This window comes from Bacillus pretiosus (assembly GCF_051294775.1).
GTDB classification, from domain to species: domain Bacteria; phylum Bacillota; class Bacilli; order Bacillales; family Bacillaceae_G; genus Bacillus_A; species Bacillus_A wiedmannii.
In genome coordinates, this window is sequence record NZ_JBPPHF010000002.1 from 1,485,664 (window position 1) to 1,511,059 (window position 25,396).

Annotated in this window: 29 protein-coding genes, 1 pseudogene and 1 riboswitch; of the genes and pseudogenes, 21 read left to right on the forward strand and 9 right to left on the reverse strand. The window is 35.3% G+C overall.

Annotated features, from left to right (window positions below; translation table 11 throughout):
- The first annotated feature begins 6 nt into the window (after positions 1–6).
- From ACSG5Z_RS15905 to ACSG5Z_RS15920, 4 genes are all read left to right on the forward strand, one after another.
- The gene (locus ACSG5Z_RS15905) at positions 7–885 is read left to right on the forward strand and encodes an energy-coupling factor transporter transmembrane component T (RefSeq protein WP_435711732.1); all 879 of its coding nucleotides are present in this window, start codon (positions 7–9) and stop codon (positions 883–885) included.
- Entirely contained in the window at positions 858–2,519 is a 1,662-nt protein-coding gene (locus tag ACSG5Z_RS15910) for an ABC transporter ATP-binding protein (RefSeq protein ID WP_435711733.1), read from the forward strand. The genes ACSG5Z_RS15905 and ACSG5Z_RS15910 overlap by 28 nt, the downstream gene beginning before the upstream one ends.
- Positions 2,492–3,193 (forward strand): ECF transporter S component, encoded by a 702-nt coding sequence (locus ACSG5Z_RS15915; RefSeq protein ID WP_435711734.1) that lies wholly within the window; start codon positions 2,492–2,494, stop codon positions 3,191–3,193. Before ACSG5Z_RS15910 ends, ACSG5Z_RS15915 begins: the two co-directional genes overlap by 28 nt.
- Positions 3,194–3,377: 184 nt before the next feature.
- Positions 3,378–4,100 (forward strand): YwiC-like family protein, encoded by a 723-nt coding sequence (locus ACSG5Z_RS15920; RefSeq protein WP_435711735.1) that lies wholly within the window; start codon positions 3,378–3,380, stop codon positions 4,098–4,100.
- 31 nt (positions 4,101–4,131) lie between these two features.
- Here ACSG5Z_RS15920 and ACSG5Z_RS15925 read toward each other — a convergent pair whose 3' ends face one another.
- On the reverse strand, positions 4,132–4,323 hold the full coding sequence (locus tag ACSG5Z_RS15925; protein WP_000545003.1) for a hypothetical protein: 192 nt from the start codon (positions 4,321–4,323) through the stop codon (positions 4,132–4,134).
- Between the two features lie 122 nt (positions 4,324–4,445).
- Positions 4,446–4,544: riboswitch (SAM riboswitch) on the forward strand.
- A gap of 40 nt (positions 4,545–4,584) precedes the next feature.
- Here ACSG5Z_RS15925 and ACSG5Z_RS15930 point away from each other — a divergent pair.
- The 4 genes from ACSG5Z_RS15930 to ACSG5Z_RS15945 all read left to right on the forward strand — a co-directional run bounded on the left by ACSG5Z_RS15930 (position 4,585) and on the right by ACSG5Z_RS15945 (position 6,494).
- Positions 4,585–4,902, forward strand: coding sequence for a hypothetical protein (locus ACSG5Z_RS15930; protein WP_002096439.1), 318 nt, complete (start codon positions 4,585–4,587; stop codon positions 4,900–4,902).
- 253 nt (positions 4,903–5,155) lie between these two features.
- Entirely contained in the window at positions 5,156–5,545 is a 390-nt protein-coding gene (locus ACSG5Z_RS15935; protein ID WP_137012983.1) for an SWIM zinc finger family protein, read from the forward strand.
- Positions 5,546–5,568: 23 nt separating this feature from the next.
- The gene (locus tag ACSG5Z_RS15940; protein ID WP_435711736.1) at positions 5,569–6,144 is read left to right on the forward strand and encodes an NAD(P)H-dependent oxidoreductase; all 576 of its coding nucleotides are present in this window, start codon (positions 5,569–5,571) and stop codon (positions 6,142–6,144) included.
- On the forward strand, positions 6,141–6,494 hold the full coding sequence (locus ACSG5Z_RS15945; RefSeq protein WP_435711737.1) for a group-specific protein: 354 nt from the start codon (positions 6,141–6,143) through the stop codon (positions 6,492–6,494). The genes ACSG5Z_RS15940 and ACSG5Z_RS15945 overlap by 4 nt, the downstream gene beginning before the upstream one ends.
- Before the next feature lie 40 nt (positions 6,495–6,534).
- Here the strand turns inward: ACSG5Z_RS15945 and ACSG5Z_RS15950 are convergent, their stop codons facing one another.
- Complete coding sequence (locus tag ACSG5Z_RS15950; RefSeq protein WP_060487716.1) at positions 6,535–7,881, reverse strand: short-chain fatty acid transporter; 1,347 nt, start codon at positions 7,879–7,881, stop codon at positions 6,535–6,537.
- 406 nt (positions 7,882–8,287) lie between these two features.
- Here ACSG5Z_RS15950 and alo point away from each other — a divergent pair, with 406 nt between their 5' ends.
- From alo to ACSG5Z_RS15965, 3 genes are all read left to right on the forward strand, one after another.
- A complete protein-coding gene (gene alo, locus ACSG5Z_RS15955) occupies positions 8,288–9,826 on the forward strand; it encodes an anthrolysin O/cereolysin O family cholesterol-dependent cytolysin Alo (RefSeq protein WP_435711738.1) in 1,539 nt (512 codons plus the stop codon).
- 322 nt (positions 9,827–10,148) lie between these two features.
- Positions 10,149–11,378: a serine hydrolase domain-containing protein gene (locus ACSG5Z_RS15960; protein WP_426706482.1), complete on the forward strand. Its 1,230-nt coding sequence runs from the start codon at positions 10,149–10,151 to the stop codon at positions 11,376–11,378.
- Between the two features lie 769 nt (positions 11,379–12,147).
- The gene (locus tag ACSG5Z_RS15965; protein WP_435711739.1) at positions 12,148–12,897 is read left to right on the forward strand and encodes a DUF7225 domain-containing protein; all 750 of its coding nucleotides are present in this window, start codon (positions 12,148–12,150) and stop codon (positions 12,895–12,897) included.
- A gap of 25 nt (positions 12,898–12,922) precedes the next feature.
- Here the strand turns inward: ACSG5Z_RS15965 and ACSG5Z_RS15970 are convergent, their stop codons facing one another.
- Positions 12,923–13,021, reverse strand: coding sequence for a YjcZ family sporulation protein (locus ACSG5Z_RS15970; RefSeq protein WP_088064019.1), 99 nt, complete (start codon positions 13,019–13,021; stop codon positions 12,923–12,925).
- Positions 13,022–13,064: 43 nt separating this feature from the next.
- Between ACSG5Z_RS15970 and ACSG5Z_RS15975 the strand changes: the two are divergent.
- Positions 13,065–13,307 (forward strand): annotated as a pseudogene (locus ACSG5Z_RS15975) (DUF5360 family protein); the annotation flags it as partial.
- Between the two features lie 164 nt (positions 13,308–13,471).
- On the opposite strand, the gene ACSG5Z_RS15980 reads toward ACSG5Z_RS15975, so the two are convergent.
- Positions 13,472–14,017 carry a transcriptional regulator gene (locus ACSG5Z_RS15980; protein ID WP_088064018.1) on the reverse strand — a complete coding sequence of 182 codons (546 nt, stop codon included), beginning with the start codon at positions 14,015–14,017 and terminating at the stop codon, positions 13,472–13,474.
- Positions 14,018–14,144: 127 nt separating this feature from the next.
- Here ACSG5Z_RS15980 and ACSG5Z_RS15985 point away from each other — a divergent pair, with 127 nt between their 5' ends.
- From ACSG5Z_RS15985 to ACSG5Z_RS15995, 3 genes are read left to right on the forward strand one after another with little or no spacing between them, the layout of a single operon-like run.
- Complete coding sequence (locus ACSG5Z_RS15985; RefSeq protein WP_097906976.1) at positions 14,145–14,384, forward strand: PLD nuclease N-terminal domain-containing protein; 240 nt, start codon at positions 14,145–14,147, stop codon at positions 14,382–14,384.
- Positions 14,381–15,286 (forward strand): ABC transporter ATP-binding protein, encoded by a 906-nt coding sequence (locus ACSG5Z_RS15990; RefSeq protein WP_088064017.1) that lies wholly within the window; start codon positions 14,381–14,383, stop codon positions 15,284–15,286. The genes ACSG5Z_RS15985 and ACSG5Z_RS15990 overlap by 4 nt, the downstream gene beginning before the upstream one ends.
- Entirely contained in the window at positions 15,283–16,071 is a 789-nt protein-coding gene (locus tag ACSG5Z_RS15995) for an ABC transporter permease subunit (RefSeq protein ID WP_426706478.1), read from the forward strand. Before ACSG5Z_RS15990 ends, ACSG5Z_RS15995 begins: the two co-directional genes overlap by 4 nt.
- 63 nt (positions 16,072–16,134) lie before the next feature.
- On the opposite strand, the gene ACSG5Z_RS16000 is transcribed toward ACSG5Z_RS15995, so the two are convergent.
- From ACSG5Z_RS16000 to ACSG5Z_RS16010, 3 genes are all read right to left on the reverse strand, one after another.
- Complete coding sequence (locus tag ACSG5Z_RS16000) at positions 16,135–17,394, reverse strand: serine hydrolase domain-containing protein (protein ID WP_087984183.1); 1,260 nt, start codon at positions 17,392–17,394, stop codon at positions 16,135–16,137.
- Between the two features lie 101 nt (positions 17,395–17,495).
- On the reverse strand, positions 17,496–18,695 hold the full coding sequence (locus ACSG5Z_RS16005; RefSeq protein WP_087984184.1) for an MFS transporter: 1,200 nt from the start codon (positions 18,693–18,695) through the stop codon (positions 17,496–17,498).
- 15 nt (positions 18,696–18,710) lie between these two features.
- Complete coding sequence (locus ACSG5Z_RS16010; protein WP_046954781.1) at positions 18,711–19,127, reverse strand: MarR family winged helix-turn-helix transcriptional regulator; 417 nt, start codon at positions 19,125–19,127, stop codon at positions 18,711–18,713.
- A 174-nt stretch (positions 19,128–19,301) separates the two neighbouring features.
- Here ACSG5Z_RS16010 and phaZ point away from each other — a divergent pair, with 174 nt between their 5' ends.
- The 4 genes from phaZ to ACSG5Z_RS16030 all read left to right on the forward strand — a co-directional run bounded on the left by phaZ (position 19,302) and on the right by ACSG5Z_RS16030 (position 22,007).
- Complete coding sequence (phaZ, locus tag ACSG5Z_RS16015) at positions 19,302–20,219, forward strand: intracellular short-chain-length polyhydroxyalkanoate depolymerase (protein ID WP_137014038.1); 918 nt, start codon at positions 19,302–19,304, stop codon at positions 20,217–20,219.
- 60 nt (positions 20,220–20,279) lie between these two features.
- The gene (locus ACSG5Z_RS16020; RefSeq protein ID WP_087984186.1) at positions 20,280–20,513 is read left to right on the forward strand and encodes a hypothetical protein; all 234 of its coding nucleotides are present in this window, start codon (positions 20,280–20,282) and stop codon (positions 20,511–20,513) included.
- 113 nt (positions 20,514–20,626) lie between these two features.
- Positions 20,627–21,823, forward strand: a complete 1,197-nt coding sequence (locus tag ACSG5Z_RS16025) for an MFS transporter (RefSeq protein ID WP_087984187.1) — start codon at positions 20,627–20,629, stop codon at positions 21,821–21,823.
- Complete coding sequence (locus ACSG5Z_RS16030; protein WP_000166305.1) at positions 21,807–22,007, forward strand: NETI motif-containing protein; 201 nt, start codon at positions 21,807–21,809, stop codon at positions 22,005–22,007. Before ACSG5Z_RS16025 ends, ACSG5Z_RS16030 begins: the two co-directional genes overlap by 17 nt.
- A gap of 101 nt (positions 22,008–22,108) precedes the next feature.
- Here the strand turns inward: ACSG5Z_RS16030 and ACSG5Z_RS16035 are convergent, their stop codons facing one another.
- The gene (locus ACSG5Z_RS16035; protein ID WP_088064011.1) at positions 22,109–22,519 is read right to left on the reverse strand and encodes a DUF4279 domain-containing protein; all 411 of its coding nucleotides are present in this window, start codon (positions 22,517–22,519) and stop codon (positions 22,109–22,111) included.
- 363 nt (positions 22,520–22,882) lie between these two features.
- Here ACSG5Z_RS16035 and ACSG5Z_RS16040 point away from each other — a divergent pair, with 363 nt between their 5' ends.
- Positions 22,883–23,341, forward strand: a complete 459-nt coding sequence (locus ACSG5Z_RS16040; RefSeq protein ID WP_098134404.1) for a VOC family protein — start codon at positions 22,883–22,885, stop codon at positions 23,339–23,341.
- Positions 23,342–23,471: 130 nt separating this feature from the next.
- Here the strand turns inward: ACSG5Z_RS16040 and ACSG5Z_RS16045 are convergent, their stop codons facing one another.
- Positions 23,472–24,572, reverse strand: a complete 1,101-nt coding sequence (locus tag ACSG5Z_RS16045) for an S-layer homology domain-containing protein (RefSeq protein ID WP_306007669.1) — start codon at positions 24,570–24,572, stop codon at positions 23,472–23,474.
- A gap of 397 nt (positions 24,573–24,969) precedes the next feature.
- On the opposite strand from ACSG5Z_RS16045, the gene ACSG5Z_RS16050 reads away from it, so the two are divergent.
- Complete coding sequence (locus ACSG5Z_RS16050; RefSeq protein WP_087984191.1) at positions 24,970–25,302, forward strand: DUF3895 domain-containing protein; 333 nt, start codon at positions 24,970–24,972, stop codon at positions 25,300–25,302.
- Positions 25,303–25,396 lie beyond the last annotated feature (94 nt).

Below are 25,396 nucleotides of genomic sequence, written 5' to 3' on the forward strand. Positions count from 1 at the left end.
AGGACTATGAAAATAAGTTTTTCTTCTTTACATCCTTTTGTGAATTTTTTCTATTATATCGGGGTGATGATACTATGTATGATGTGTCTTCATCCTCTTTTTTTAATTGGAGCAATACTATTAATCGTCATAATCAATATAATGCAAGGGAATAGTGAAAAGATAAGAAAGATGTTACCGAGCACAATCGTTTTCTTTTTTATGGTCATTTTATTTAATTCGTTATTAACACATAGAGGGCGAACTACGTTATTTTGGTTAGGTGATAGCCGTATTAAGCTTGAGGCGATTATGTTTGGAGTAGTAATGGGATTATTATTAGTTGCGATTATGTTTACGTTTGCTTCGTATAATGATATTATTTCGAGTCATAAATTTTTATATTTGTTTTCTAGAATTTCACCGAAAGTAGCATTGTTAACGATGATTACGGTGAGGTTTGTTCCTTTGTTTATGAGGCGATTACAGAAAATAACACTCGTTCAAAAAACGAAAGGTGTACAAGTAGACGCAGGTTCCATTGTAGAACGGGTGAAAAATGGTATGCAATTGCTGCAAGTATTATTAATTTCTTCATTAGAAGATGCGCTGCAAACAGCAGATTCTATGCAAGCCCGTGGATTTGGTGTAACGAAGCGTACGACATATATTCGGTATAGAATGGAAAGACGAGATTGGTATACGCTCAGTTATTTAAGTATTCTACTTATCATTGCTATTATATGTAATACGTATGGCGGGGGAAAGCTAATCATTTCACCGAAAGTCGAATCTATTCTATTTCAGCAATACGATGGAGTGATGTTCGGAGTATTTATGATGTTTATTAGTCTACCAATTATAATGGAAGGAAAGGAATGGATATGGTGGCGCATGCAGAAATAAACAATTTATCATTTGTATATGCTGATGAAAACGAATATGCGTTACAGCATATTTCTCTTTCTATTCAAAAAGGAGAGTTTATTGCACTTGCTGGAGGGTCAGGCTCTGGAAAGACAACTTTATTGAAGCATTTTAAAAAGGAATTACTTCCAATCGGTACACGTTCAGGAGAAATTTTTTATGATGACGTTTTATTAGAGGAAGTACCTGATTTATTATCTGCACAAGAAATTGGTATGGTATTTCAAAATCCAGAAAATCAGCTTGTAATGGATACGGTCATTCAAGAATTAGCATTTTCTTTAGAAAATATCGGGTTACCATCACAGATTATTCAAAAACGAATAGCAGAGCTTATTAGCTTCTTAGGATTTCAAGATTTATTGCACCAATCTGTTCATACGTTATCTGGCGGGCAAAAGCAGCTCGTCAATTTAGCTGCGGTATTAGTTATGCAGCCAAAACTATTATTATTAGATGAACCGACGGCGCAGTTAGATCCCATTGCTGCGAAAGAGTTTTTAGGATTGTTAAAACGTATTAACGAAGAACTTGGAATTACGATCGTTTTAAGTGAACATCGTTTAGATGAGGTGATACCACTTGCAACACGCGTTATTTGTATGGATAACGGCCGAATCGTTTATGATGGCAGTCCTAAAACGGTTATAGCGAACATGTGGGAAGTAGAAAACTTTCGTCCATTTATTCCGCAAATTCCAAGATTGTTTTTAGAGTGGAATGTAGAAGATATTCCATTTACAGTGCGAGAAGCACAAATGAAACTGAATAACTTTTCAGAGATATCATATGTGAATGAGCAAATAGCACAAAGTGAAAAGCGAGAAGTCATTTTAAGTGCAGAGCATATTTCGTTCCAATATGAAAAAAATAGTCCACTTATTTTACGAGACTTAACCGTATCGATTGAAAAAGGGAAATGGGTAGCTCTCGTTGGAAAAAACGGTACAGGGAAGTCTACACTGTTAACGATTTTGGCGGGATTACAAAAAGCGAGAAGAGGGAAAGTAAAGTGGAATGGGAAAGTGATACATAAAATTGATTCGAAAGAACGATTTAAAAGGATCGGGTATGTATCGCAGCATCCGTATTATCATTTTACATTTGATACAGTGTGGGAAGAAGTGTATGAACGTGCACGTGAGTTATACGGAGAACAAGGAAAAGAAATAGCAGAAGATATGTTGAAGAAGTTTTGGTTGTATTCGCTTAAAGAACGCCATCCGCATGATTGTAGCGGGGGAGAGCAACAACTACTTGCGTTATGTACAACGTTATTATCAAAGCCGACTTTATTGTTACTTGATGAACCGACAAAGGGATTAGATCCGTGGAAAAAAGAAAGAGTAGGAGAGCTATTTAGAAAGCTGCAAAAAGAAGGTACAACTATTGTAATGGCAACGCATGATATTGAGTTTGCAGCGAAATACGTTGATCAATGCATGATGTTGTTTGACGGAGCAGTCATTATGAATGATACACCAAAAGAATTCTTTAGTGGCAACTTCTTTTATACAACCTCTATTAATCGATTTATTCGAAAAGAGTTACCATATGCATTAACGTGGGAGGATGTGTACGAAGCGTGTCCAAACGATATGTTGCATTCATAATATGTATTTTTACAGTAATAATAGGCACACTACTCTTTACTACACTTATCATGGACGGTTATTACATGTTAAGTAGTTTGTTTTTATTAGTTGTTATTATGTTACCGTTTTATATCCGTTTTGAAAGAAAGGCTTTTGTTTCACGTGAAATTGTGCTCGTTGCTGTGTTAGCGGCAATTGCAGCAGTTAGCCGTGTACCATTTTCTCTTTTACCAAGTGTACAACCGACTTCTTTTGTCATTATCGTTTCTGCAATTGTGTTTGGGAGTGAAACTGGTTTTATGATCGGTGCAACAGCGGCTATCGTATCTAACATCTTTTTAGGACAAGGTCCGTGGACGCCGTGGCAAATGTTTTCTTGGGGCATGATTGGTTTTATAGCTGGATTATTACGTAATACATTTTTAATGAAAAAGCTATGGGGAAGACTTCTATACGGATTATTTGTTGGGTTTTTATTTGGCTGGATTATGAACTTATGGGGGCTTCTCGGTTTCATACGTGAGGCAACGTGGGAAGCAGTCGTTTCGTATTATATTGCAAGTTTTTATTTCGATTTGAGTCATGCAATTTCGAATGTTATTTTCTTACTACTATTTAGTACGTCTTGGATTACGATTCTTACGAGATTTAAAAAGAAATACGGCATATTAGATAAGCATAACATGGCATAGAAAAGCATACTCATATAAGGTAGGGTCGCGACTTACATATTCGTTTGCCTCTTTCATGCTTCTTACATATTGTAAGGAGCATTTTTTATTGTCAAAAAATTGATCCAATATACTTCCGTTATTATATAAGATTATTTGTATAATAGTAGGTGAGAAATGTTTTCGAAGAGGAGGTGTATAGTTAATGAAGTTAGTTATTCCGAAGCAACACGGTGCATGGGCCATGCTCGTTATACCATTTCTATTAAGTGTCATGCTTGGGAAACCTACTATGTATCATATTCCATTGTTTTTAGCTTGGTTCTTTATCTATTTAGCTACGTATCCATTTCTTACGTACATAAAGCAAAAACGAAAAAAAGAGTTTTTACATGCTGCAATTGTATATTTTATCATCGCTTTCGTATTTGGGATGATTTCTCTATTATATGAATGGCGTATTCTTTTATTCGTAGCAATAATGATCCCATTATTTATAGTAAATATGTATTACGCTCGTCAAAAAAATGAAAGAGCATTACTCAATGACATCAGTGCAATTATTGTTTTCTGTATTGGTGGTTTAGTTAGTTATTATTTTTCAATGAAACTTATAGATAAAACGGCATTATTTATTGCGCTTATTTCATTTTTATATTTTTTAGGAAGTACATTTTATGTAAAAACGATGATTCGCGAGAAAAATAACCCGAAGTATCGTCTTATATCATGGGGGTATCATATTGTATTAACAGTCATTGTCTTTGCTATCAATCCGTGGTGTTCTCTTATTTTTATACCGAGTGTCATTCGAGCAATTATGTTATATGGCAAAAAAATTTCTATTATAAAAGTAGGGGTTTTAGAAATTGCTAATTCTGTATATTTTTTAATTATAACGGTAATAATTATGAAGTATGCCATTTGAAAAAACTTCCCACCTTATGATGGGAAGTTTTTCAATCTTGTTCTAAAATATGAACCGTGTAATCACAGCGTTGAATAGCTTGTTCGATCGCATAAAGTGATTGTTCAATACGAGCGCGATTAAAATCTTTTTCAACAGTCTGTAGCGCTTCTTCTAAACAATGTTTTGCTTCTTGTAATGATTGAAAAGAATTTTGGACATATCCGCGAGCATTTTCGTGCATTTCATAATCCTCCTTGCATATTCATATATGTATAGTATGAACAGTAAGGAACAAAATATAATTTGTTATATTTGTTTGACAATTAGAATGAAATTACGTATAGTAAGAATTAAGTGAATATTTTCTTATCCAGAGAGGTGGAGGGACTGGCCCGATGAAACCCAGCAACCGCGATGCAGGTGCTAATTCCAGCAGAACATATTTGTTCTGGGAGATAAGACGAAGATATATACGTAACTTCTTCTTATCGGAGAGGTTTTTTTGTTGCAAAAAAACCGATTACGAAAATTTATATTAAGAAGAAAGGGGTTGCGAAGTACTGTGACACTCGAAAAATACGTAAAACTGCGTAGTACAGTTTATGAATATATGATAGAGCAAGATAAGCCAATATCATTGTTAGATATTCAAGAACATATCGTTTCGCATCATGAAGGAAAATTCACGAAAAAGATGTTACATCAATTTTATTTATCAAGACTATTAGATGAACTGAAACTGGATGGGAAAATTACATTAGCTGATGAATATCTCTATACTGAAAAAGGGGTATTTTATAAGGCGGGAAAAGGGAGCTAAGCTCTCTTTTTTTTGGAGTATGTAGCGTAAAAGACTGCTTAAGCAGCCTGATACAAGGGAATGGTGTTGAGTGTGTAGTGTCAAAGATTGAATGTGCCTGAAAGAGGCACTTCGTATCGGCTGCAAATGAAAAGAGACACCTCCGCCGAATAGGTGTCAGTCGTTTTGTCATATAGACTTGCTATTTGACAGTTATTAGAATAACATGCAGGGTTTTGGAAGTCAAAAGGGAATTAAAGGAAGAGGTGTTGTTATGTACGCTTACTTACTAAATGATATAACGAAATGGATTCCTAAGTACATTATGGATAAAGGTTATGAATATTATGAAGAAGGACATGTAGAAGATGTTGAAATACAAGAAAAGAAAATATTTGCTTTTGTTACTGGAAATGCAGGAAACTATGAAGTAATGATTGATCTTGAAAATTTTACAGAAAGTAGCTGCGAGTGTCCATATGAGAATTATTGTAAGCATATGGCGGCAGTTGTTTATGATATTCAAAGTGCTGGTGAGAGTACGGTGAAAGAGAAACTGAAAGATTTAGAAATGGAAGAGTTACTTACATTATTAAATCGTTTATTACAAAGTTCGAAAAACGTGCAAATTGTAGAGAAGATGTTAAAGAAGGGGAAACTTTAACTTATAGAGGGAGTTGTTATGTAGTGAATGTACTAATTGTATACGCTCATCCTAGTCCTTCCAGTTTTAATGCGGGGATATTAAAGCATGTGCAAAAAGGATTACAAGAAACAAATCATTCGGTTACGGTACTTGATTTATATAAGGAACAATTTGATCCCGTCCTTGTATTTAATGAGGAGAAGAAAAGACGTGATTTAGTAAATGAAGAAGAGACAGCTCGGTACAGAACGTTAGTGGAAGAAGCGGATACTCTTCTCTTCATTTATCCAGTATGGTGGTGGGGGATGCCTGCAATTTTAAAAGGATTTATTGATCGCATTTTCGTTGCTGGATTTGCTTATAAATATGAAGGTGCCCTGCCGAAAGGATTATTGAAAGGTAAGAAGGCGTGGGTAATTAATACATTAGACTCACCGTTATGGTACGTCGCACTATTATATCGATCAGCAGATTGGATTATGATGAAGAGAGGTGTTTTACGTTTTTGCGGAATTCGCGATATAAAACGGTCAGTTTTTCAATCTGTGAAAACGAGTAAACGAGAGAAGCGGGAAAAGTGGTTATTACAAATAGAAGAAAAGGCTCGTACGTTATGAATGAAATGGAACGTATTATAAAGTGTTGTCAGTATGATAATGAACTTTTTCGTACATATATTAATTGCTTAATCCACTTGAAGAAATGTAGTGAAACGTTTCAACAAATACAGATTCAATTAAGAAATGATTATTTAATAAGAGGAATTTGTGAAAGAGAAGTGGATGAGGTAGTAAGAGGAAGTAAAGAGTATGAAACGTATTTTCTTCCTAAAGCGTTACAGTGGAATTTCTTGAGGGAAAATCCACATCTGATTAAAAAAGTATGTGAAGATTTTTTTGCATTTGAGGCATTACAGCTTACGGATATAGAGTGGAAGACCGTGATAAATTGCGTGGGAAATAAGTGATTTATTATATAAAAAAGCTAGTATAAAACTAGCTTTTCGTTTAAATAAATAAGAAGCATAGACTAATGATAAATCCTGCATATAGTAAGTTCACAACGCAAAATCCCATAATATCACGAGCACCTAAACCAGCTATCGCTAATGCCGGTAATGCCCAGAATGGTTGAATCAAATTCGTCCAAGCATCGCCCCACGCAATTGCCATTGCTGTTTTTGCAGCAGGTACACCAAGTTCAGCGCCAGCTGGAATCATAATTGGTGCTTGCACAGCCCATTGACCACCACCAGATGGAACGAAAATATTAACAATGCCAGCGCTTAAAAAAGTAAAGAGTGGGAAAGTCGTTTCGTTTGAAATGCTAATAAAGTAATTCGAAATAGCCCCTCCAAGTGAAAGTCCTTCACTATTCGCTCCAATCATCATCCCCATAATTCCTGCGTAAAACGGAAATTGAAGTAAAATGCCAGAAGCACTTTTCGTAGAGTCTGAAAAAGCGCGAATATATTGAATCGGAGTACGGTGGAAAATAAGTCCAGCAATTAATAACATAAAAATAACGATGTCTAGCGTAAGGTTAAAGCCTTTCGTATAAAAATAATTGAAAATATAAATGAGACCTAACAATCCAACGCAAAGTGTAATAATGATGCTATTTTCCATTTTTTCGGCGAATGTATTGTTTCCTACTTCTTGCGCGGCAGCTTCTTCATGGAATACGCTAGGATCTACCGTTATCGTATGTTTTTCATCTGGATGCATCGCTTTATTAATGAGAGGCATCGTAACGAGAAAAATAATAACTGGTACAAGTGCGTATGGTGAGAATAACGTTTCTGTTATTGGAATCGCTTCTTTAATACTGCCAGCTGTCGTTTTAATTAACGTTTCGCCGCCTGTTGCTAACGTAAGAGGAATAGAAGCAGAAAGCCCCGCATGCCAAATGAGAAATCCAGAGTAAGAAGAGGCAATGGCTAGTCTATAGTCTAATCCTTCAAGCTGCCGTGCTACTTCTTTTGCATATAAAACAGATACAACAATACCAAATCCCCAGTTTATGTATGCCCCTAGTAAACTTACGATTGAAATAGCAATAATACCTTGTCCATTCGTTTTCGGTAGTTTTGCCGCTTTCGTTAATCCTTTTTTAATGAGAGGCGCGTTTGCTAAAGCAGATCCTGTCACGAGTACAAGTGCCATTTGCATAGAAAAGGCGAGTAGTCCCCAAATGCCATTACCCCAGTGATTAATCATTTCCACAGGTGTTTGGTGAGTCGCAAACATGCCGAAGAAAATAACAAAAACAGTTAATAAACATGATAAAATAAACGGCTCTGGCAAGAAACGTTGCACTAAGGCGACGCAACCATTTGTAAAAGAACGAAACAAAATAGATCAACCTCCTTATGTATATGTATTACAATTATTCGAGGTTGATTCGTTCATAACCTTTTAGAATTAGAAAATTCTGATATTTTTAGAGGGATTGAAATATTGTCAAGAAGAGTAGTACCATCATCACCCTGACAGAAAAAATTGCTTTTCCTCAATATGAAATATTGCATATAAAAATGAATTGATGCAAATGCAAAAGCTTATTATAATGAAAGCATAAATATACAACACATCTTAATACAGCAAAGAGGAGGAAGTAATATGGAAATCGCAATGGCAGTTTTAAAATTTTTAGGTGGAGTAATTCCTTTAGTTCAAGAACTTTTAAAAGCGTTTATGTAAGGTTATTAGTTAGCTATCATATATCAATCATTATTATATCTTACTAAAAAAGAACGGGGTGATTTTTCTGAATAATAAGAAAAATACCAAAAGAAGAAAGTTCCTTGCATGTTTATTAGTTAGTCTATGCACGATTCATTATTCGTCTATTTCTTTTGCAGAAACACAAGCCGGTAATGCAACTGACATAACTAAAAATGTTAATGGCATTAATACTGGTATAGCAAACCTTACATATAATAATCAAGAGGTTTTAGCTGTAAATGGCGATAAAGTAGAGAGTTTTGTTCCGAAAGAAAGTATCAATTCAAATGGTAAATTTGTAGTGGTGGAACGTGAGAAAAAATCACTTACAACGTCACCAGTCGATATTTCGATTATCGATTCTGTAGCGAATCGCACGTATCCAGGAGCTGTACAACTTGCCAATAAAGCTTTTGCAGACAATCAACCGAGTTTATTAGTTGCTAAGAGAAAGCCTTTGAATATTAGTATAGATTTACCTGGCATGAGAAAAGAAAATACAATCACTGTCCAAAATCCGACATATGGTAATGTGGCTGGAGCAGTAGATGATTTAGTATCTACTTGGAATGAAAAGTATTCCGCAACACATACGTTACCTGCAAGAATGCAGTATACAGAATCTATGGTTTATAGTAAATCACAAATCGCTAGTGCTCTTAATGTTAATGCGAAATATCTTGATAACAGTTTAAACATTGATTTTAATGCAGTTGCAAATGGAGAGAAAAAAGTGATGGTGGCGGCATATAAACAAATATTTTATACTGTAAGTGCTGAACTACCTAACAATCCATCCGATTTGTTTGATAATAGTGTTACTTTTGATGAGCTAACTCGTAAAGGAGTAAGTAATTCAGCTCCACCTGTTATGGTTTCAAATGTAGCTTATGGTAGAACGGTTTATGTAAAATTAGAAACCACATCTAAGAGTAAAGATGTACAAGCTGCTTTTAAAGCTTTACTTAAGAATAACAGCGTCGAAACGAGTGGACAGTATAAAGATATTTTTGAAGAAAGTACCTTTACTGCTGTCGTATTAGGCGGAGATGCGAAAGAGCATAACAAGGTTGTTACAAAAGATTTCAATGAAATCCGAAATATCATTAAAGATAATGCTGAATTAAGTTTTAAAAATCCAGCATACCCAATTTCATATACAAGCACTTTCTTAAAAGATAATGCAACTGCTGCTGTTCATAACAATACAGATTATATCGAGACGACAACTACAGAATATTCAAGTGCTAAAATGACACTGGATCATTACGGTGCTTACGTTGCTCAATTTGATGTATCTTGGGATGAATTCACATTTGATCAAAATGGGAAAGAAGTATTAACACATAAAACATGGGAAGGTAGTGGCAAAGACAAAACGGCTCATTACTCTACAGTTATCCCTCTTCCACCAAATTCAAAAAATATAAAAATTGTAGCAAGAGAATGTACAGGTCTTGCATGGGAATGGTGGAGAACAATTATTAATGAACAAAACGTTCCATTAACAAATGAAATAAAGGTTTCGATTGGAGGAACAACATTATATCCAACTGCTACTATTAGTCATTAGGTTGGAGTAAAGCGCCCTGGTTATAGGGCGCTTTTTTACTTGTTTGAAAGAATATCGGTGTTTTTAGATGTATCATAATCAATTCGCAAATCTTGTAATCATATTTTTTTATGGCTGTATCAATGTTATTAATGATTGCATTTCCCATTATTAAATCCCCATAAATGTAGCTTATCTTAGGTTGATAGTGATGCATGGTGCCTCCATGTATATAAATGCATTTTGTCGAAATTATTAAAAAGGGGAATTTTTCTATTTGAAGAACTAATAATTGATTGTCAATATGTATTAGAAATCTCAATCTAAACTAAAGGAGAACAAAATGGGACAAAACAATAAGGGCTTTTCTGAAACAGGATTGCGCAAAATGCGCAATATATTGGCGCGGCATGTCGATTCTGGAAAGATTCCTGGGCTCGTCGCCTTAGTCAGCCGAAACGGCGAGACGTATGTCGAAGCGCTTGGAACAATGAGGCATGATGGTGGTGCACCAATGCGTCGGGACACGATTTTTCGATTGGCGTCCATTAGCAAGCCAATCGCAGTTTCACCAGTAATGGTTCTGCTCGATGAGTGCAAACTGCATTTAGACGACCCAGTAGACAAATGGCTACCGGAACTCGCCGACCGGCAAGTGTTGAAACAGCCCGATGGCCCGCTAGAAGAGACCGTCCCAGCACGACGTCCTATCACTGTACGAGACTTGTTGACCTCCACATTCGGGCTCGGAGTGGATCTCACGTTGATGGGTTCTCCAATCATGAACGCGTTCTTCGAGAGTGGGATATTCGACACGCCAGGTCAGGATATGCCCGATCCAGATGAGTTTATGCGTCGCCTAGGTGCACTTCCGCTAAGCTATCAGCCCGGAGAGCGGTGGCAGTATCATATCAGTATAGAAGTAATCGGCGTTCTTGTTGCCAGGGTCACGGGTCAGACGTTCGAGTCGTTCTTGCGCGAACGCATATTCGATCCGCTAGGAATGAAGGACACTGGATTCTACGTACCTCAGCTCAAGATTGATCGGCTTCCACCAGCCTTCAACCCCAATCCGCAGACAGGTGAATTCATCGTGTGGGATGAGGGGGCGGGTGGACGTTACAGCAAACCTCCAGCATTCCAAGCAGGCGGTGGTGGACTGCTTGGAACCGTCGACGATTATCACGCGTATTTGCAGATGCTTTTGAATAAAGGGGTGCACGGTACTAAACGGATCTTGTCTAGGCCCGCAGTCCAGCTGATGACCACCAACCGTCTTACTCCGGAACAACAAGTATACCGAGACGATTTGGCCAAAAATAACGTCCATTTGTCGTTCGGACAAGGGATCCAAGGTGGCTGGGGCTTTGGGATGGCGGTGCGTACCTATCTTGGAGACTACGCGTCTATTGGTCAATTCGGCTGGGATGGTGGAACCGGTACTTCAGCTTACGCTGATCCAGATAAACAGTTTATTGGAATTCTGTTCACCCAGGTTGGGATGTCCACTCCGGCCCCATCGCATCTTATCCAAGACTTCTGGACCACGACCTATCAAGCGATCGAAGACTAGGGTATCGTTTAAAGGAAAACGCCAAGACGGATAGATAATCATAGGCTTGATGGCCACGATCAACACCATGGTTAAAAGTTAGGATAGGACCGTGTTGGAAGTACTGCGGTAATAGTTGGGCATTATTAATAATAGCACAACAAAAAATCCCCTTGGATGCAAGAGGATTTTTTTATTGGGAATAGTAAGGACGAGAGGAGGTGCATTACATATGGGAAAAGGTAGAAGTAATAATGCTGGTAAAAAGCAACCGAATTTCGATGATTCATCTAATTTCGCTAAACAAAGCCAACCGACAGAAAAGAAGAAGAAGTAAAAAAAGGATCTCTCTTGATAAAGAGAGATCCTTTTTTTAATATATTGACGTTTCGGCACAACATATCGATTGCTCAACCAAATAGTCATTATAGTCATTCAGGCAAGGCTTAAACTCCTTCGAATGGAAGTTAATTTAATATTATTGCCCTGCTTTTTATAATGCTTCTTCACGTTTACCTTATTTAAAAAGCCAATAAAAAAAAGACACGTTTCCTAAATAAACGAGCTCTTAATGGAGTATTATCTTTATTTTGAGCATTTAATAAAATTCTCCAATTTATATTTTACTCTAATAGTCTATGAAATTTAATTAATTAAATGTAAAATTTATATAGTAAGTTATAAAAATTTATGAAGAACTTTAAATATATTATTCTACAATTAGGCCAAATTATAGAGTGCAAGTTCTACTAGGCTTAAAACTATTGAGAAACATGAGGAGAGGATTACATTGACTATTTATGAGCAATTTATAGAGGCTCTTAAAGAAAAGATAGGCGATACTGTAACATCTGCAGAGATAAAGGACAGATTAATAACAAAATTTAATACAAAACCGGGGAGTATTAATCCTGCTGATTATTGTTATAACCGTTATAACAAAGGGAGAGCTGTTAATAAAAATCTGTTTATATATATAAATAAAAAAACTTTTAGATATGTAGGTGAAAATTATCCTTATACAGGATTAGTTTTTCACAAACCTAAAGGGACAGATTGTGAATCTGTTGTAGGTGAGTGGGATAAGGGGAAACTTCTTGTCTATGGGGATAAGGATAAAATAGGAATCTCACAAATTAAAAAGTTATATGAGGCATATTTTGAAATGTTACGATTTGAAATGAATGTTCTTGGTTGTAAGGCGACTGAATTAAGGCATCTTATAGGTCGTCTAGGTGAATTTTTTTGTGTTCTTTACACAAATGGTGAGCTATCCAAAGTGACGAATCAGCATGGATATGATGTCATTAAAGATGGACGAAGAATAAGTGTTAAAACAACTGCCCAAGAAAAAGGGTTTATCACGATCAATCAAAACACATTTGACCAATTTGATGACTTCTTTGTAGTTCAGTATAAAGATGATGAGTTGAAAGTATTATTTTATGGGCCAAAGGAAGAACTTTCGGCGCGTAGACCATATGGGAATAATTATGAGGTCGATATAAATTCTTTAAAGAGAATAGAAAAGACACTATGATAAGAGTGTCTTTTCTTATAGTTTTTTAGCAGAAGCAAGCAGCTCCAACGATGATTAATAAAATAAACAATACAACTAATAAAGTAAAACCTTCAGCAAAATCGCAACTACCACCAAATCCCATAATAGTTCCTCCTTTAATAAGAGGGAACAACAGGGGTATGCTCATGTATTTACATTCTAAACAAAAACATATTTGGAGCCACTTGGCGTTCGTATCATTAATTTTAACTTTTTGTTCAGGAATACAAGCTCTAGCATTTTGGACAATCTGTTTAGATTTCGATATTTCTTGGTGGATTCCTAATTTATATTTATTAGTTTACCCATGCTTCTTTTTAAAAAGTGTTTGGAGAGAGTGTGGATGGTATGACAGTAGCATGAGAAAAGAAAGAAAAGAATTCATTTAATAAAAGAAAGACAGGGGCTTTAAGCACATTCGAATTCTAGATCAGTTTTTTCGCTAGCCTTACAGCAGAAGTTAAAACAGAAGCTAAACAATTTTTGAAATGAAAATAGCCGATGTTTCCTTAACATAGGAAACATCGGCTTGTATTATTTATATTGAGTTAGTTTACGTTTCTGGAATAATTGTAATAGCGACGGTCCGAACAGGAGCCTCTTTTTCGTCACCTTTACTTTGGGTATGGTAGTATTTATTCATTAATTCATTAAGTTCGTTTTGAAAGTTCATAAAGTGTTCTTCATCTAGCTTTAATTCCACTACAGAAAAAGTAGCATTATCTTCTTGACTGTTTTGTTCCTCTAATTTTTTAAGGTAACTTTGATATTGTGTCATAAGTGATAATTGGTAATAGGAAATGTAATTTAACTTTTCCTCATCACATAATCCTTTCCACTCACTTCCTTCAATTTTTGCATCTTCTTCATTGATTGCGTAATATTTTTCAGAAACAGATTTTACCTTTTTTTCGTTAATTACATGGACGATATCAGAATCAACCATAGTTTGTAGATGTCTATATAGAGTTGCTTGTGGTACATTTTTAATGATTTTTACCATTTCTAATGGTGTTAGTCCATCTTCTTTATTTCTCATTAATACTTGGCAAATTTTCATTCTTACTGGATGCATTAAGATTTCAACTTTATTACTCACTATATATCACCTTATTCATTATTTATTCTCATTATAAATAATGAGAATAATGTTTGCAATGCATCTGCTCTTGATTTATCATTATTATTATCAATAATGATAATGAGTTTAGGAAGGAATGATAAAAATGCAACTACATTATGGATGGAATGATCTTAAAGACATGGATATTATGGCGTTTCTCCCGATCATATTGCCAGTTATTGCAGTCGGGGTACTTTTAGTTTTCATTGCACTAATTGATTTATACCGACATAGAAAAACAAGAAAAAATGTACTTGTATGGGCGCTAATTATTCTTTTTGTTAACGTATTGGGACCTATTCTATACTTTGTTATAGGGAGAAAGGACGGTGAGAAATTATGAAATTAGAGATTAGAAATGTAACAAAATCATTTAAAGGGAAAATTGCTGTCAATACTTTCTCGATGGAACTGCAATCTGGGGAATGTGTAGGATTAATCGGACCAAATGGAGCAGGGAAATCTACATTAATAAAAGTGATTTCGGATATTATTAATCCAGATGTGGGTGAAGTGTTATTGAATGGGATAAAAATATCAAAAATGAAAAGGGAAATTGGCTACTTACCGCAATACCCTAATTTTTTTCATTGGATGACAGCGCGAGAAACCCTTATGTTTATGGGGCAACTTTCAGGGATGAAAAAAGAAGCATTGTCAAAGTCGATACCAAAAATTTTGGAGAAAGTTGGATTAAGTGGGGAAGAAGATTCGAAGGTGAGTACCTTTTCTGGTGGAATGAAACAAAGACTCGGTATTGCACAAGCATTACTGCATAAACCGGCGCTTATTGTCATGGATGAGCCAGTATCCGCATTAGATCCAATAGGTAGAAGGGAAGTATTAAATCTCATTGAAGAAATAAAAAAAGATACGACTATTTTATTATCAACCCATATATTGAGTGATGCAGAAGAAATCTGTGAACGATTTGTCATGATTAAAGATGGAACAAAGATAGAAGATACAACAATTACTGAGCTTTTACACCGTAATAGCGAAAATAAATTAATCATTGAAATCACAGCTAAAGATCGAGAGTGGATTGACGTTGTAAAAAATTTGCCTTATGTGAAGGATGTAGAAGTGATTGGACTTAAAGTCAAAGTGAAGGTTGAAAGTATCAAAATAAATAAAAATATGTTACTGCAAAATGCACTCGAACATAAAGTGGACATCGTTAAGTTTGAAATAAACAACGATACTTTAGAAGAAATTTTCTTGAAATTGGTGGTGCAAAAATGAATAACTCAATGATATTGATAAAAAAAGAATGTGTTCAAATGTTACGTGATTTTAAGATCATTTGGCTACCAATTGTTTTTATATTTTTAGGGGCAACACAGCCAATAGTAACGCATTACTTACCATCCATTTTAGGAGCATTAGGTGGAGGGCAGGGAATTACCATCGATCCAAGTATGACATCACAAAAAGGAGGCGAAGTATTAGCGAGTACTTTGGGGTCTCAGTTTGATCAGCTTGGACTTATGATTCTAGTGATTTCTATGATGGGTGCTATTCAAACAGATAAATCTAACGGTATGTTGGCCTTTATTTTAACGAGACCTGTTACGGTTACTTCATATATAGTGGGGAAAATAGTATCAAATTATGTAATAGTAGCGCTTAGTGTAATGATTGGATACTTTACCTCTTATCTATATACAAACTATCTTTTTACTGTTGTTCCGTTTTCGCACATGATTACTGGATTACTATTTTATTTAATTTGGGTTCTTTTTATCGTATCTTTCACAACAATGATAAGTGCTATTTTTCACAGTCAAGGTATTATTGCACTAATTTCAATTGTTGTTCTTTTAGCTTGTAGAATAATCGTCGGTTTGAGTCCAATAATAGATCAAGTTAATCCAGCCAGTATGAGTAAACACGCAATGGAAACGTTAGTCACAGGGGGAGTGAATGCAACTGCAATGGTCAATGTATTACTAACGATTATTTGGATCTTATTGACACTCTTCGTGACAAATTATTGGATTGCTAATAAAAAATTCACGTATGAATAAGAAAAGAATAATCGTGATGAGGGGATTTGTTAAAATAAATACCCCAATAAGAAGAAGCTTCCACTACTGTGGAAGCTTCTCTAAATGATGTGCAATATCAATATACATATTTGAGTAGACTGAATGTATTTCATTACTTGGCGTAGCGTTAGAAGAGAAGTGGACAATGACCATATTTGCTTTCGGATCGATGTAAAGTGTTTGTCCGTAACTACCTAACACTTCAAAAGCACCTTGTTCATTGTGCGGAATCCACCATTGATTATGATAAGAAATGGAAGCTCCAGGGCCAACTGCAAGTTCACCTTCTTGGACATTTTTTATATCTTCAGTAATAGAAGAAGGGAGAATTTGTTTTCCATTATATTCCCCGTTGTTTAATAGTAATTGCCCGAATCTAGCCATATCTCTAGCGGTTGCATTTAAACCAGCGCTTGCTTGTTCTACTTTCGTTTCATCTGTAACGTAATACGCGTTTTCTTCCATACCAATTTGAGACCAAATTCGTTCACTAACATTTTCTGCTAGTGATTTACCTGTGATCTTTCGAATCACCCAAGCGAGTGTTTCAGCTGATCCGTTATCGTAAGAAAAATCGGAACCAGGCGGTGCAGTTTCTTCTGCTTCTCGTAACATATCATAAATTTTCATCGGACCGTCGTAGTTTTTACCTCTAGGTAAAATATTGCTCGCTAAATATAGTTGTGCATCTTGATTTTCTAACGCTGGATGTTCATATCCGTGAGTAGGGTATTCTACAGAAACTTGCATATCCAATAATTGCTGAAGTGTGGCATTACCGAACGGTGTATTTTTTAATTCTTTTATATATGCGTCAGCTGTTTTTTCTAAGTCAATACGGTTTTCTTCAGCGAGAGATTGTATAATTGCTCCGGTAAAGACCTTTGCTAATGACGCCATGCCATGAGGTTCACTCTCGTTATATCCATTGAAATATCGTTCATAAACAAGTTGTCCATTATGTACAACGACAAAAGCATCCGTTTTGTTATCGTCTAAAAGTTTTTTTAGAGGAGTTGTATTTCCAAATCTACGCTCCACAGCAAAATCGTCTAAGTTTTGTGATGCGGTAGAGAAGTGGGAAACGTGATCCGGGTTATTATTTACCTCGTTAATTAAAGTGAATTCTTTCATATGTGTGTACGACCAACGTAAGTAAGGATCATCTAACCAATTTTTTTTCGTCACGTTATTTTTTGATGGGATTGTTTTATTATGTTTGAAGTATGTAAAACCGAGCCCTGTAATTACAAATATAAATGTGATTATGAGTAAGAGTAGGGGAGATTTTTTAAGTTTCATATCGGTCCCTCCTTTTTTATTTCTATTATAAGTATACGCTTCTATTAAAAGAAAAACAAAATAAGGAAAGTAAACGGGGAAGTTTACTTTCCTTATTCATGTTAAGCGGAAACTTTTCCATCTGTATGCTGTTTCTTGAATTTTTGTTTTCGTCCGTGTAATCCATAATAGAGAAGTAAAGTGAAGGCAACGATAATAGCTGCGATAAAATACATATTATGGTAACTGGATTTCGCTGCGACGATACCTAAAATGAAAGAACCAAAGCCAATACCACTATCAAAGAATGAGAAGTAAGTAGCTGTCGCAGAACCACGTCGGTGGTTTGGAGCGGCAGAAATCGCAATCGTTTGGAAGCTAGGAATTAATGTCCCGTAGCCTAAACCGATTAGCATACCTGCGCCAAGGAACCAAAATGAAGTTTGTGCTTGGCTTAAAATAAACATCCCAATTGTGAAAATAATGATAGCAGGGTAAACAAGTACATTTTCACCGAAGCGATCAAAAATCTTTCCTGTAAATGGACGAGAAATTACAACAACAAGTGCGTATACAATAAAGAAGTAACTAGCAACTTCTCCTAAACCGATCTCTTTCGCATAAATAGGAATAAAGGATAAAATGCCACTATAAGAAAAGGCTAAAACAAATCCTGTCAGAGCGATCGGAATAGAGGATGGTTCAATTAAGTCCTTCCATTTCATTTTTTCTCGTTTTTGTTTGTTCACTGGTGCTTCATGCGGAATATTTACAAGTAGTCCTAATAAAAATGCAAGCAATGAAAATACGGAACAAACGATAAATAGTACAGTAAATGAAAAATGAGAAATAATTGTTAAACCTAAAAAAGGACCAATTACCATCGGCAGACTCATGAATACGCCGAAATAGGCAAGTGCTTCGCCTCGTCTATGAGCTGGCGCAACATCTGTGACAATCGTACCAGTTGCTGTCGTTGCCATACCGAACCCAATACCATGTAAGAAGCGAAGGGCAAGTAATAAAAATAAACTTTGCGCACCGAAATACATAACAGTAGCAGCTAAAAATAATGAAAGTGAAATAAATAATATTTTCTTTCTTCCTAAATCATCGAGCCATTTACCTGTAAATGGTCTACATAAAACAGATGAAATAAGAAAAACAGTTGCAACTAAACCAATTTCCTCAGGTTTTCCTTTTAGGCCGTCTATTACATAGACAGGCAGAGTAGTCATAAGCATGTAAAATGTTAAGAAGAGAAATAGACTACTAAAACAAGTTCCGAGGAAATCCTTCGTCCAAAGTTTCTCACTTTGCATCGTCATCCCTCCAATTTAATCTAAATTTTTAATAATTTGTTGTAACACTTCAAATGCTTGATGTAAATCATCTTCGTTAATATCTTCTAGTGTTTTTTCTTCGAAAGTATCAACTTCTTCTTGCCATACCGGAATCATTTTTATCGCTGTCTCTGATAAAGAAATGAGCTTCTCACGACGATCTTTTCCTTCTGTACGAATAATCCAGCCCATCGTTTCCATACGTGTTAACGTACGAGTCATCGTTGGTGATTCAACATTTAAGTACTGGCACAATTCTGTTTGCGTACAAGAACCAGTTTGATTAATGCGGAAAATAACAGCCCATTGCGCACTGAATAGCCCAGTTGGAGATACGCGTTCATTAAATTTCTTTGTGAATTTTCGAGAAGTCTGGCTGACAATGTGAAAAAAATGTTGTTTTTCGTCCATGTATTTTGATCCTTTCAAATTAGTTACCTAGCTAACTATATACTTTTTCATTATAATTGTCTAGTAATAGACATGTTGATTTATGTAAAAATTTCGTATAGGTTTTATGTTGCGAACGTATATTCTGCATGCTATTCTTTAAGTAAGTAAAGAATTTTCTTTCTATTAAAAAGAATGGGGGAACTTGTGATGATTAAGCCTGCAACAATGGAGTTTGTTTCACTATCGAACGGAGAAACGATTGCGTATCAGGAAGTTGGAAGGCAAAATGCAGAAATTCTTGTACTCATTCACGGAAACATGACATCGTCACAACATTGGGATTTAGTAATTGAAAAGCTGCAAGACCGATACCATATTTACGCTCTTGATTTAAGAGGATTTGGACAATCAACATATAATCAATCGATAGATTCATTACAAGACTTCGCAAGAGATGTAAAACTATTTATTGATCAATTAAAACTAGAGAAATTTTCATTAATGGGCTGGTCAATGGGTGGTGGTGTTGCGATGCAATTTACAGCGAATCATCCAACTTTTGTTGAAAAGTTAATTTTAGTAGAATCAGTAGGCATGAAGGGATATCCAATTTTTAAAAAAGATATAAACGGGCAACCGATCGTATCAAGTTTAGTAAAGACGAAGGAAGAAATCGCGCAAGATCCCGTACAAATTGCACCGGTGCTAGACGCGATAAAAAATATGAATAAATTATATTACCGAACAGTATGGAATTTATTAATATATACACATAATCAACCGGAACCGGATCGTTACGAAAAGTATTTAGATGATATGTTAACGCAACGTAATTTCGTGGATGTAAATTATGCGCTCATTACATTTAATATTTCGGATGAACATAACGGGGTTGTAGAGGGAAATAAGCAAATTCATCATATTAAAGCTCCAACACTCGTCATACAAGGTGACAGAGATTATGTCGTACCGCAAGTAGTCGGTGAGGAATTAGCAAAACATTTGCCGAATGCAGAGTTGAAAGTGTTAGAGAATTGCGGTCATTCGCCGTTTATTGATTGTTTAGATGTATTTATAAAACATGTAGAGGATTGGTTAGAAGAGAAATAATCCCCGAAATGATAAGTATTGCATATACTATAACATTGTAGGTAAAAGGGGAGATTATCCATGCATCATCCGTTCTTAATTGCGCATTCGCCATATAATCATCACTTATATACAAAAATAATGATAGCTCCGATGTATATGCAAGTTTCACCAGCTGTAGTTCCATTACAAATGCAATACCCGCAGCCACCAATTGTTAGCGCACAGCAATACTTATATGGGTCATCATTTTATGGAAACCCATATTTCAAGCACTTTCACCACAATGTGAAAGCGCAAGTATGGGACGGGTAAGAAGCTAAAAGGTTCATTCTTTTAGCTTCTTTTTTATTATGAATATTCGTACACGCATTTGAAGAAACAGTTTATAATGAAAAGTGGAAAGCGTGAGAAGGAGAGGGAAAGGGATGTCGATGCGTTTTACTTTTTGGATTATGGTTGGAATTGTAGCGATCTCAGGTTTATCACAAGGGATGCTTTTACCGGCCATTGCAATGATTTTTGAACAAGAAGGGGTAAGTTCAAGTATTAACGGTATTCATGCGACGGCATTATACATTGGGATATTAGTTATTTCACCGTTTCTTGAAAAACCGATGCAAAAGTTTGGAATGAAGCCAATTATCGTTATTGGTGGGTTTCTCGTTATTATTTCATTATTCTTTTTTACACAAACTTTTTCATTTTGGGTATGGTTTATTCTTAGATTTCTAGTTGGAGTCGGAGATCATATGCTTCATGTCGGAACACAAACATGGATTACGACAACATCGGACCCGAGTAAAATAGGGAGACAAGTATCGATATACGGTGTATTTTTCGGAATTGGTTTTGCTGTTGGTCCGTATTTAGCAAGCACTGTGCAGTACGGTCTTGCAACGCCATTTATTATATCTACTATACTTTGCTTAATAGGTTGGCTATTATTACTTCCAACGAAAAATGCATTCCCGGCGCAAGATGAAAGAGAGGTGGAGAGTGAATCATCATTTTCTCGTTATAAACAAGTTGTTGGATTAGGTTGGATTGCATTACTAGGACCACTTGCATACGGCGTACTGGAAGCAATGTTAAATAGTAACTTGCCAGTATACGCGCTTCGTAAAGGATGGTCTGTATCAGATATATCCTTCTTATTACCAGCGTTCGCAGTTGGGGGCATTATTACACAAATTCCACTCGGTATATTAAGTGATAAATACGGAAGAGATCGTATTTTAACGTGGACGTTCAGCGTAAGTACGGGCATTTTCCTACTTGCAGCAGTATTTGATCACTATTACTGGATCGTCTTTGCCTGTATGCTGTTAGCGGGTATGGTCATTGGATCATGCTTCTCACTAGGTCTTGGGTTTATGACAGATTTATTACCGAGACATTTACTACCAGCAGGTAATATATTATCTGGAATCGCCTTTAGTTTAGGAAGTATTATGGGACCTGTATTAGGAGGCGTATTTATAGAAAAAATACAGTATACAAGCTTTTTTATTGCGGTTATGATTATAATGGGAATTCTCGCAATGGTATATATGGTCTACATGAAGAATCAATTCGCATCAAGAAAAATAGAAAGTAGGTTAGGGCATGACAAAACAACCTAATAAAAAGAAATTTGAAGTACTCGAAAACGAAACAATTACAGACTGCTTAGCACGTATGGAACAAGAAGGCTATGCACCGTCTCGTCGTATGGAAGAACCAATCTTTCATGAAGTGAAGAAAAACGGCAAAACAGAAGTTGAACCGTGCGGTAGAAAGATTGTCTTTGAGGGGAAATTGAAGTAATACGTTATATAAAAAGAATTTGCTTTTGGGTACAAACAAGATAAAACATAAAGTCACATAAGAAAACGCTATTGATTCCAATATCAATAGCGTTTTTATTTTTAACAAATATATAGATCAAAATGAATTTCTGCTTGAATGGAACTAACAAAATCAATAATGTTTTTTTGTAAATACATCGCGGGTGATTCGTTATTCTCCACTTGCATTACTACCATAAAAAGAAACTCTAAACTATACTTCTTCTTGAGATGTTTTAATTGCTCTGTTTTTCCTTCAAGGGATTTTAGAATAACTTGCAACTGATTATTTATATCGTATGATTCTTGATAGCCGGTGCTGAAAGTCCAATTAGTTTCTTTTCTATATAGGGTTTTGGTGGATACAAGATTCGGATTATCACGTTTTGCAACAACATCACCTTTTTTATAAGTTCTTGTAGGCTCGATACTTAGGGCGTCGGTAATTGCTTCAACAGGGAATATATTACCCGTTGCACTAAAATAAGCCATAACTTTTGTTTTATCCAGAATGGCTCCTCCTCTATTATTAAGATGTTAATCTTATTACATTATAAAAATTTATGAATGTAAATAGAATTTTTATCCTGCTATTTGTGGGCAGTAAAACTTCTAATGGGAGGAAATTAGGTGAGAGCCAATTATCCATAAAAGCATGATTAGTGTGGGGAATAAAACCTAACTAGTTTCATTGTATTGAATTCCGGCGTTGAGGCATTAGTTAAAGATGGATACCTATACATTTGTAGGACAGAACAATTATACAAAAGTAGGATGCTTAAAAATATAAATATTTGTATGATAAAAACAAAATATATTTTAAAAATCAGAATGTAGAGGAGAGGGAAATATATAATGATACAAAGCATATATGAAACTCATTTACATGTAAGAAATTTAGAAAAGGCGATAGATTTTTATCAAAATAAGTTAAGCTTAACAGTAGCAAAAAAATTATCGGAAAGACGAGTTGCGTTCTTTTGGGTAGGAGAAAGTAAAGAGCAAATGCTCGGATTATGGGAAGTACATACGAATGAAGAGTTTGAGACGAAACACTTCGCTTTTCGTGTAGATTTAGAGTTTTTAAAGATTTCTAAATTATGGCTAGAGAAGCGTGGAATAGAGGTAGTAGGGAGTCAAGGGAAAGGAAATCGAGAACCAATTGTCCAAAGGTGGATGCCAGCTGCAAGTGTATATTTTCTAGATTGCGATGGAAATAAATTAGAGTTTATTTCTATGTTACATGATGATCCAGATGAATTAGAATATGCAACGTATTTAAGTGAATGGGATGCGGAGCATCAAGAAAAATAAAGTTTAAACAGTAGGAGTTATATAGTTTTGGATTATATTAATTAGATAGAGACAAATAAAATCCCTCAAGAAAAAGCACGTTCTTGAAGGATTTTTTATGCTTTATATATTTTATATTGCTTGTAACTTATTAATTGAATTTATTTTTAGATATTTCAGCGCGTTGAATATAACCATCAGAGAAGCTGAAATAAAGAGAATAGCTTCCTCGATTATATATAAAGCCTTCACTAGTCATATCCTCTCCGATTCCATCTGGCTCACCAAACCACTCTTTTAATTCATTAATAGTGATATCCATTTTCACTGAAATATATCTAGCGTCCGAAGGGTACATGTCAATATTATAATCGCCGTATACCGCTATATTAGGTGCATCACATTCTGTACATGATGCTTGCTTCCAAACATCAGGCGCTCCAAATTCTTTTTTCACTTCAGATATATCTTTACCTAGTGCATCTAATTTAAATGGACCAAACGTCCCATTCTGTAAAGCTGTTGTTAACATTTGTTTCATTTCTTCTTTTGTATTGATGTTGAAATTATAAGATCGGTTCTTTGCTATTGCATTATAGAAAAATTGTGCATATTGCTCACGCTTCACAATCATGTTGCCATTAAAATTACCTGATTCGTCACCTTGTGCTATACGGTTACTACGCACTGCATTTACAGATTCATAGGCCCAATGACCTTTTGGTACATCTTTAAAGCTCCCTTGTCCTTTTGATTCTAAATGAAATGCTTTTTGTAACACTACTGCCATTTCATATCGAGTTAATACATCATCTGGACGAAATGTACCTGATCCATCACCTTTCATAATTCCAGCTTGCGCAATGGCTTTAATATCCTTTTCAAACATATGATTTGTAATGTCACTAAACATATTCGCCTGTTTATCATCTGCTATTAAACCTAAATGTCGATTGACTAAAGAAGCTACCTGTCCTCTAGTAACATTGTCCCCAAAACCAAATTTCCCATTTCCGTATCCTTTATAAATTCCTGCTGACGCTAAGTAATCGATAGCATCTTTTGACCAGTGGTCCTTTGGTACATCTGTAAATACAACGTTCGCATTGCTAGCTACCTTATAGCTATTTTCATTACCGTTTGTTTTCGTAGTTGTTTCTGCATTTACTGTACCTACCATCGTTGTAGTTGCTAATGCTGCAGTGATTATGAAACCGAAAAATTTTTTAGCTTTGCTTGTTTTCTTGCCCATTTGCGCAAGCCTCCCCAGTTTAATTTAACTTTATTAAATATACGTATTACACATTTAATATAACTAAATGCATGCATCGTAATTATAACATATAAATTATAATTATTTGTCATTTATTTCCGCAATATGGATAAATTTTTGATAATATAACTGAAAATGTAATATTTGGATAATGGATATTCAGCTCTATTTAATAACGGTATATACAGTAAAACATTCTGCTTTCCAATCTGTAATAGAAAACAGAACGTATATTTGGTATAATCGAAACATACTATATGAAACGATGTACATGAGTTTGACATTTACGTAATAAGGTAAGTACTACATAATAATAACTACGCTATAGAATTCAGTTCATGTTATACAAATCAATCGTTAGAAAGGAAAAGAAGTAATGAATCAAATTTCATTTGAAGATTTATTTGAAGAAGAAAACAAACCAGAAAAGGTGGAGGTAGCTGATATACCAGTACCTTTATCGCCATTGCAAAAAGATATATTGGAATTAGTGGATTCTGAAGAAATAAGTACACTTGAGCTATGTGAACAATTAATACGATCCGGCAAAATATCAGATGAAAGATTCACAACGAATAAGCCGAAAGCATATGGACAAGTATGCTTAGTATTAGAAGATTTTGTTAAAGAAGGAAAGCTTATTTTTGTCAAAAGCGATGAGAAAAGAGATAGGGTTTATAAATTAAAAGAAGAAGTTTCTAACATATAAGTTGTCCAGAGGTAAATGAATGTTTTCTAAGAAGAGAGTTCAGTAGTCAAAGAAAAAGGTGGTATCAATCAAGAAAGATTGATACCACCTTTTT

Coding starts and splice junctions, on each gene's coding strand:
- ACSG5Z_RS15995 (WP_426706478.1), top strand. CDS start 15,283: ATGAATAACTCAATGATATTGATAAAAAAAGAATGTGTTCAAATGTTA.
- ACSG5Z_RS15910 (WP_435711733.1), top strand. CDS start 858: ATGGATATGGTGGCGCATGCAGAAATAAACAATTTATCATTTGTATAT.
- ACSG5Z_RS15935 (WP_137012983.1), top strand. CDS start 5,156: ATGTACGCTTACTTACTAAATGATATAACGAAATGGATTCCTAAGTAC.
- ACSG5Z_RS15905 (WP_435711732.1), top strand. CDS start 7: ATGAAAATAAGTTTTTCTTCTTTACATCCTTTTGTGAATTTTTTCTAT.
- ACSG5Z_RS16030 (WP_000166305.1), top strand. CDS start 21,807: ATGACAAAACAACCTAATAAAAAGAAATTTGAAGTACTCGAAAACGAA.
- ACSG5Z_RS16025 (WP_087984187.1), top strand. CDS start 20,627: ATGTCGATGCGTTTTACTTTTTGGATTATGGTTGGAATTGTAGCGATC.
- ACSG5Z_RS15985 (WP_097906976.1), top strand. CDS start 14,145: ATGCAACTACATTATGGATGGAATGATCTTAAAGACATGGATATTATG.
- ACSG5Z_RS15920 (WP_435711735.1), top strand. CDS start 3,378: ATGAAGTTAGTTATTCCGAAGCAACACGGTGCATGGGCCATGCTCGTT.
- ACSG5Z_RS16050 (WP_087984191.1), top strand. CDS start 24,970: ATGAATCAAATTTCATTTGAAGATTTATTTGAAGAAGAAAACAAACCA.
- ACSG5Z_RS15970 (WP_088064019.1), bottom strand. CDS start 13,021: ATGGGATTTGGTGGTAGTTGCGATTTTGCTGAAGGTTTTACTTTATTA.
- ACSG5Z_RS16045 (WP_306007669.1), bottom strand. CDS start 24,572: ATGGGCAAGAAAACAAGCAAAGCTAAAAAATTTTTCGGTTTCATAATC.
- ACSG5Z_RS15960 (WP_426706482.1), top strand. CDS start 10,149: ATGGGACAAAACAATAAGGGCTTTTCTGAAACAGGATTGCGCAAAATG.
- ACSG5Z_RS15945 (WP_435711737.1), top strand. CDS start 6,141: ATGAATGAAATGGAACGTATTATAAAGTGTTGTCAGTATGATAATGAA.
- ACSG5Z_RS16010 (WP_046954781.1), bottom strand. CDS start 19,127: ATGGACGAAAAACAACATTTTTTTCACATTGTCAGCCAGACTTCTCGA.
- ACSG5Z_RS15925 (WP_000545003.1), bottom strand. CDS start 4,323: ATGCACGAAAATGCTCGCGGATATGTCCAAAATTCTTTTCAATCATTA.
- ACSG5Z_RS16000 (WP_087984183.1), bottom strand. CDS start 17,394: ATGAAACTTAAAAAATCTCCCCTACTCTTACTCATAATCACATTTATA.
- ACSG5Z_RS16035 (WP_088064011.1), bottom strand. CDS start 22,519: ATGGCTTATTTTAGTGCAACGGGTAATATATTCCCTGTTGAAGCAATT.
- ACSG5Z_RS16020 (WP_087984186.1), top strand. CDS start 20,280: ATGCATCATCCGTTCTTAATTGCGCATTCGCCATATAATCATCACTTA.
- phaZ (WP_137014038.1), top strand. CDS start 19,302: ATGGGGGAACTTGTGATGATTAAGCCTGCAACAATGGAGTTTGTTTCA.
- ACSG5Z_RS16040 (WP_098134404.1), top strand. CDS start 22,883: ATGATACAAAGCATATATGAAACTCATTTACATGTAAGAAATTTAGAA.
- ACSG5Z_RS15990 (WP_088064017.1), top strand. CDS start 14,381: ATGAAATTAGAGATTAGAAATGTAACAAAATCATTTAAAGGGAAAATT.
- ACSG5Z_RS16005 (WP_087984184.1), bottom strand. CDS start 18,695: ATGCAAAGTGAGAAACTTTGGACGAAGGATTTCCTCGGAACTTGTTTT.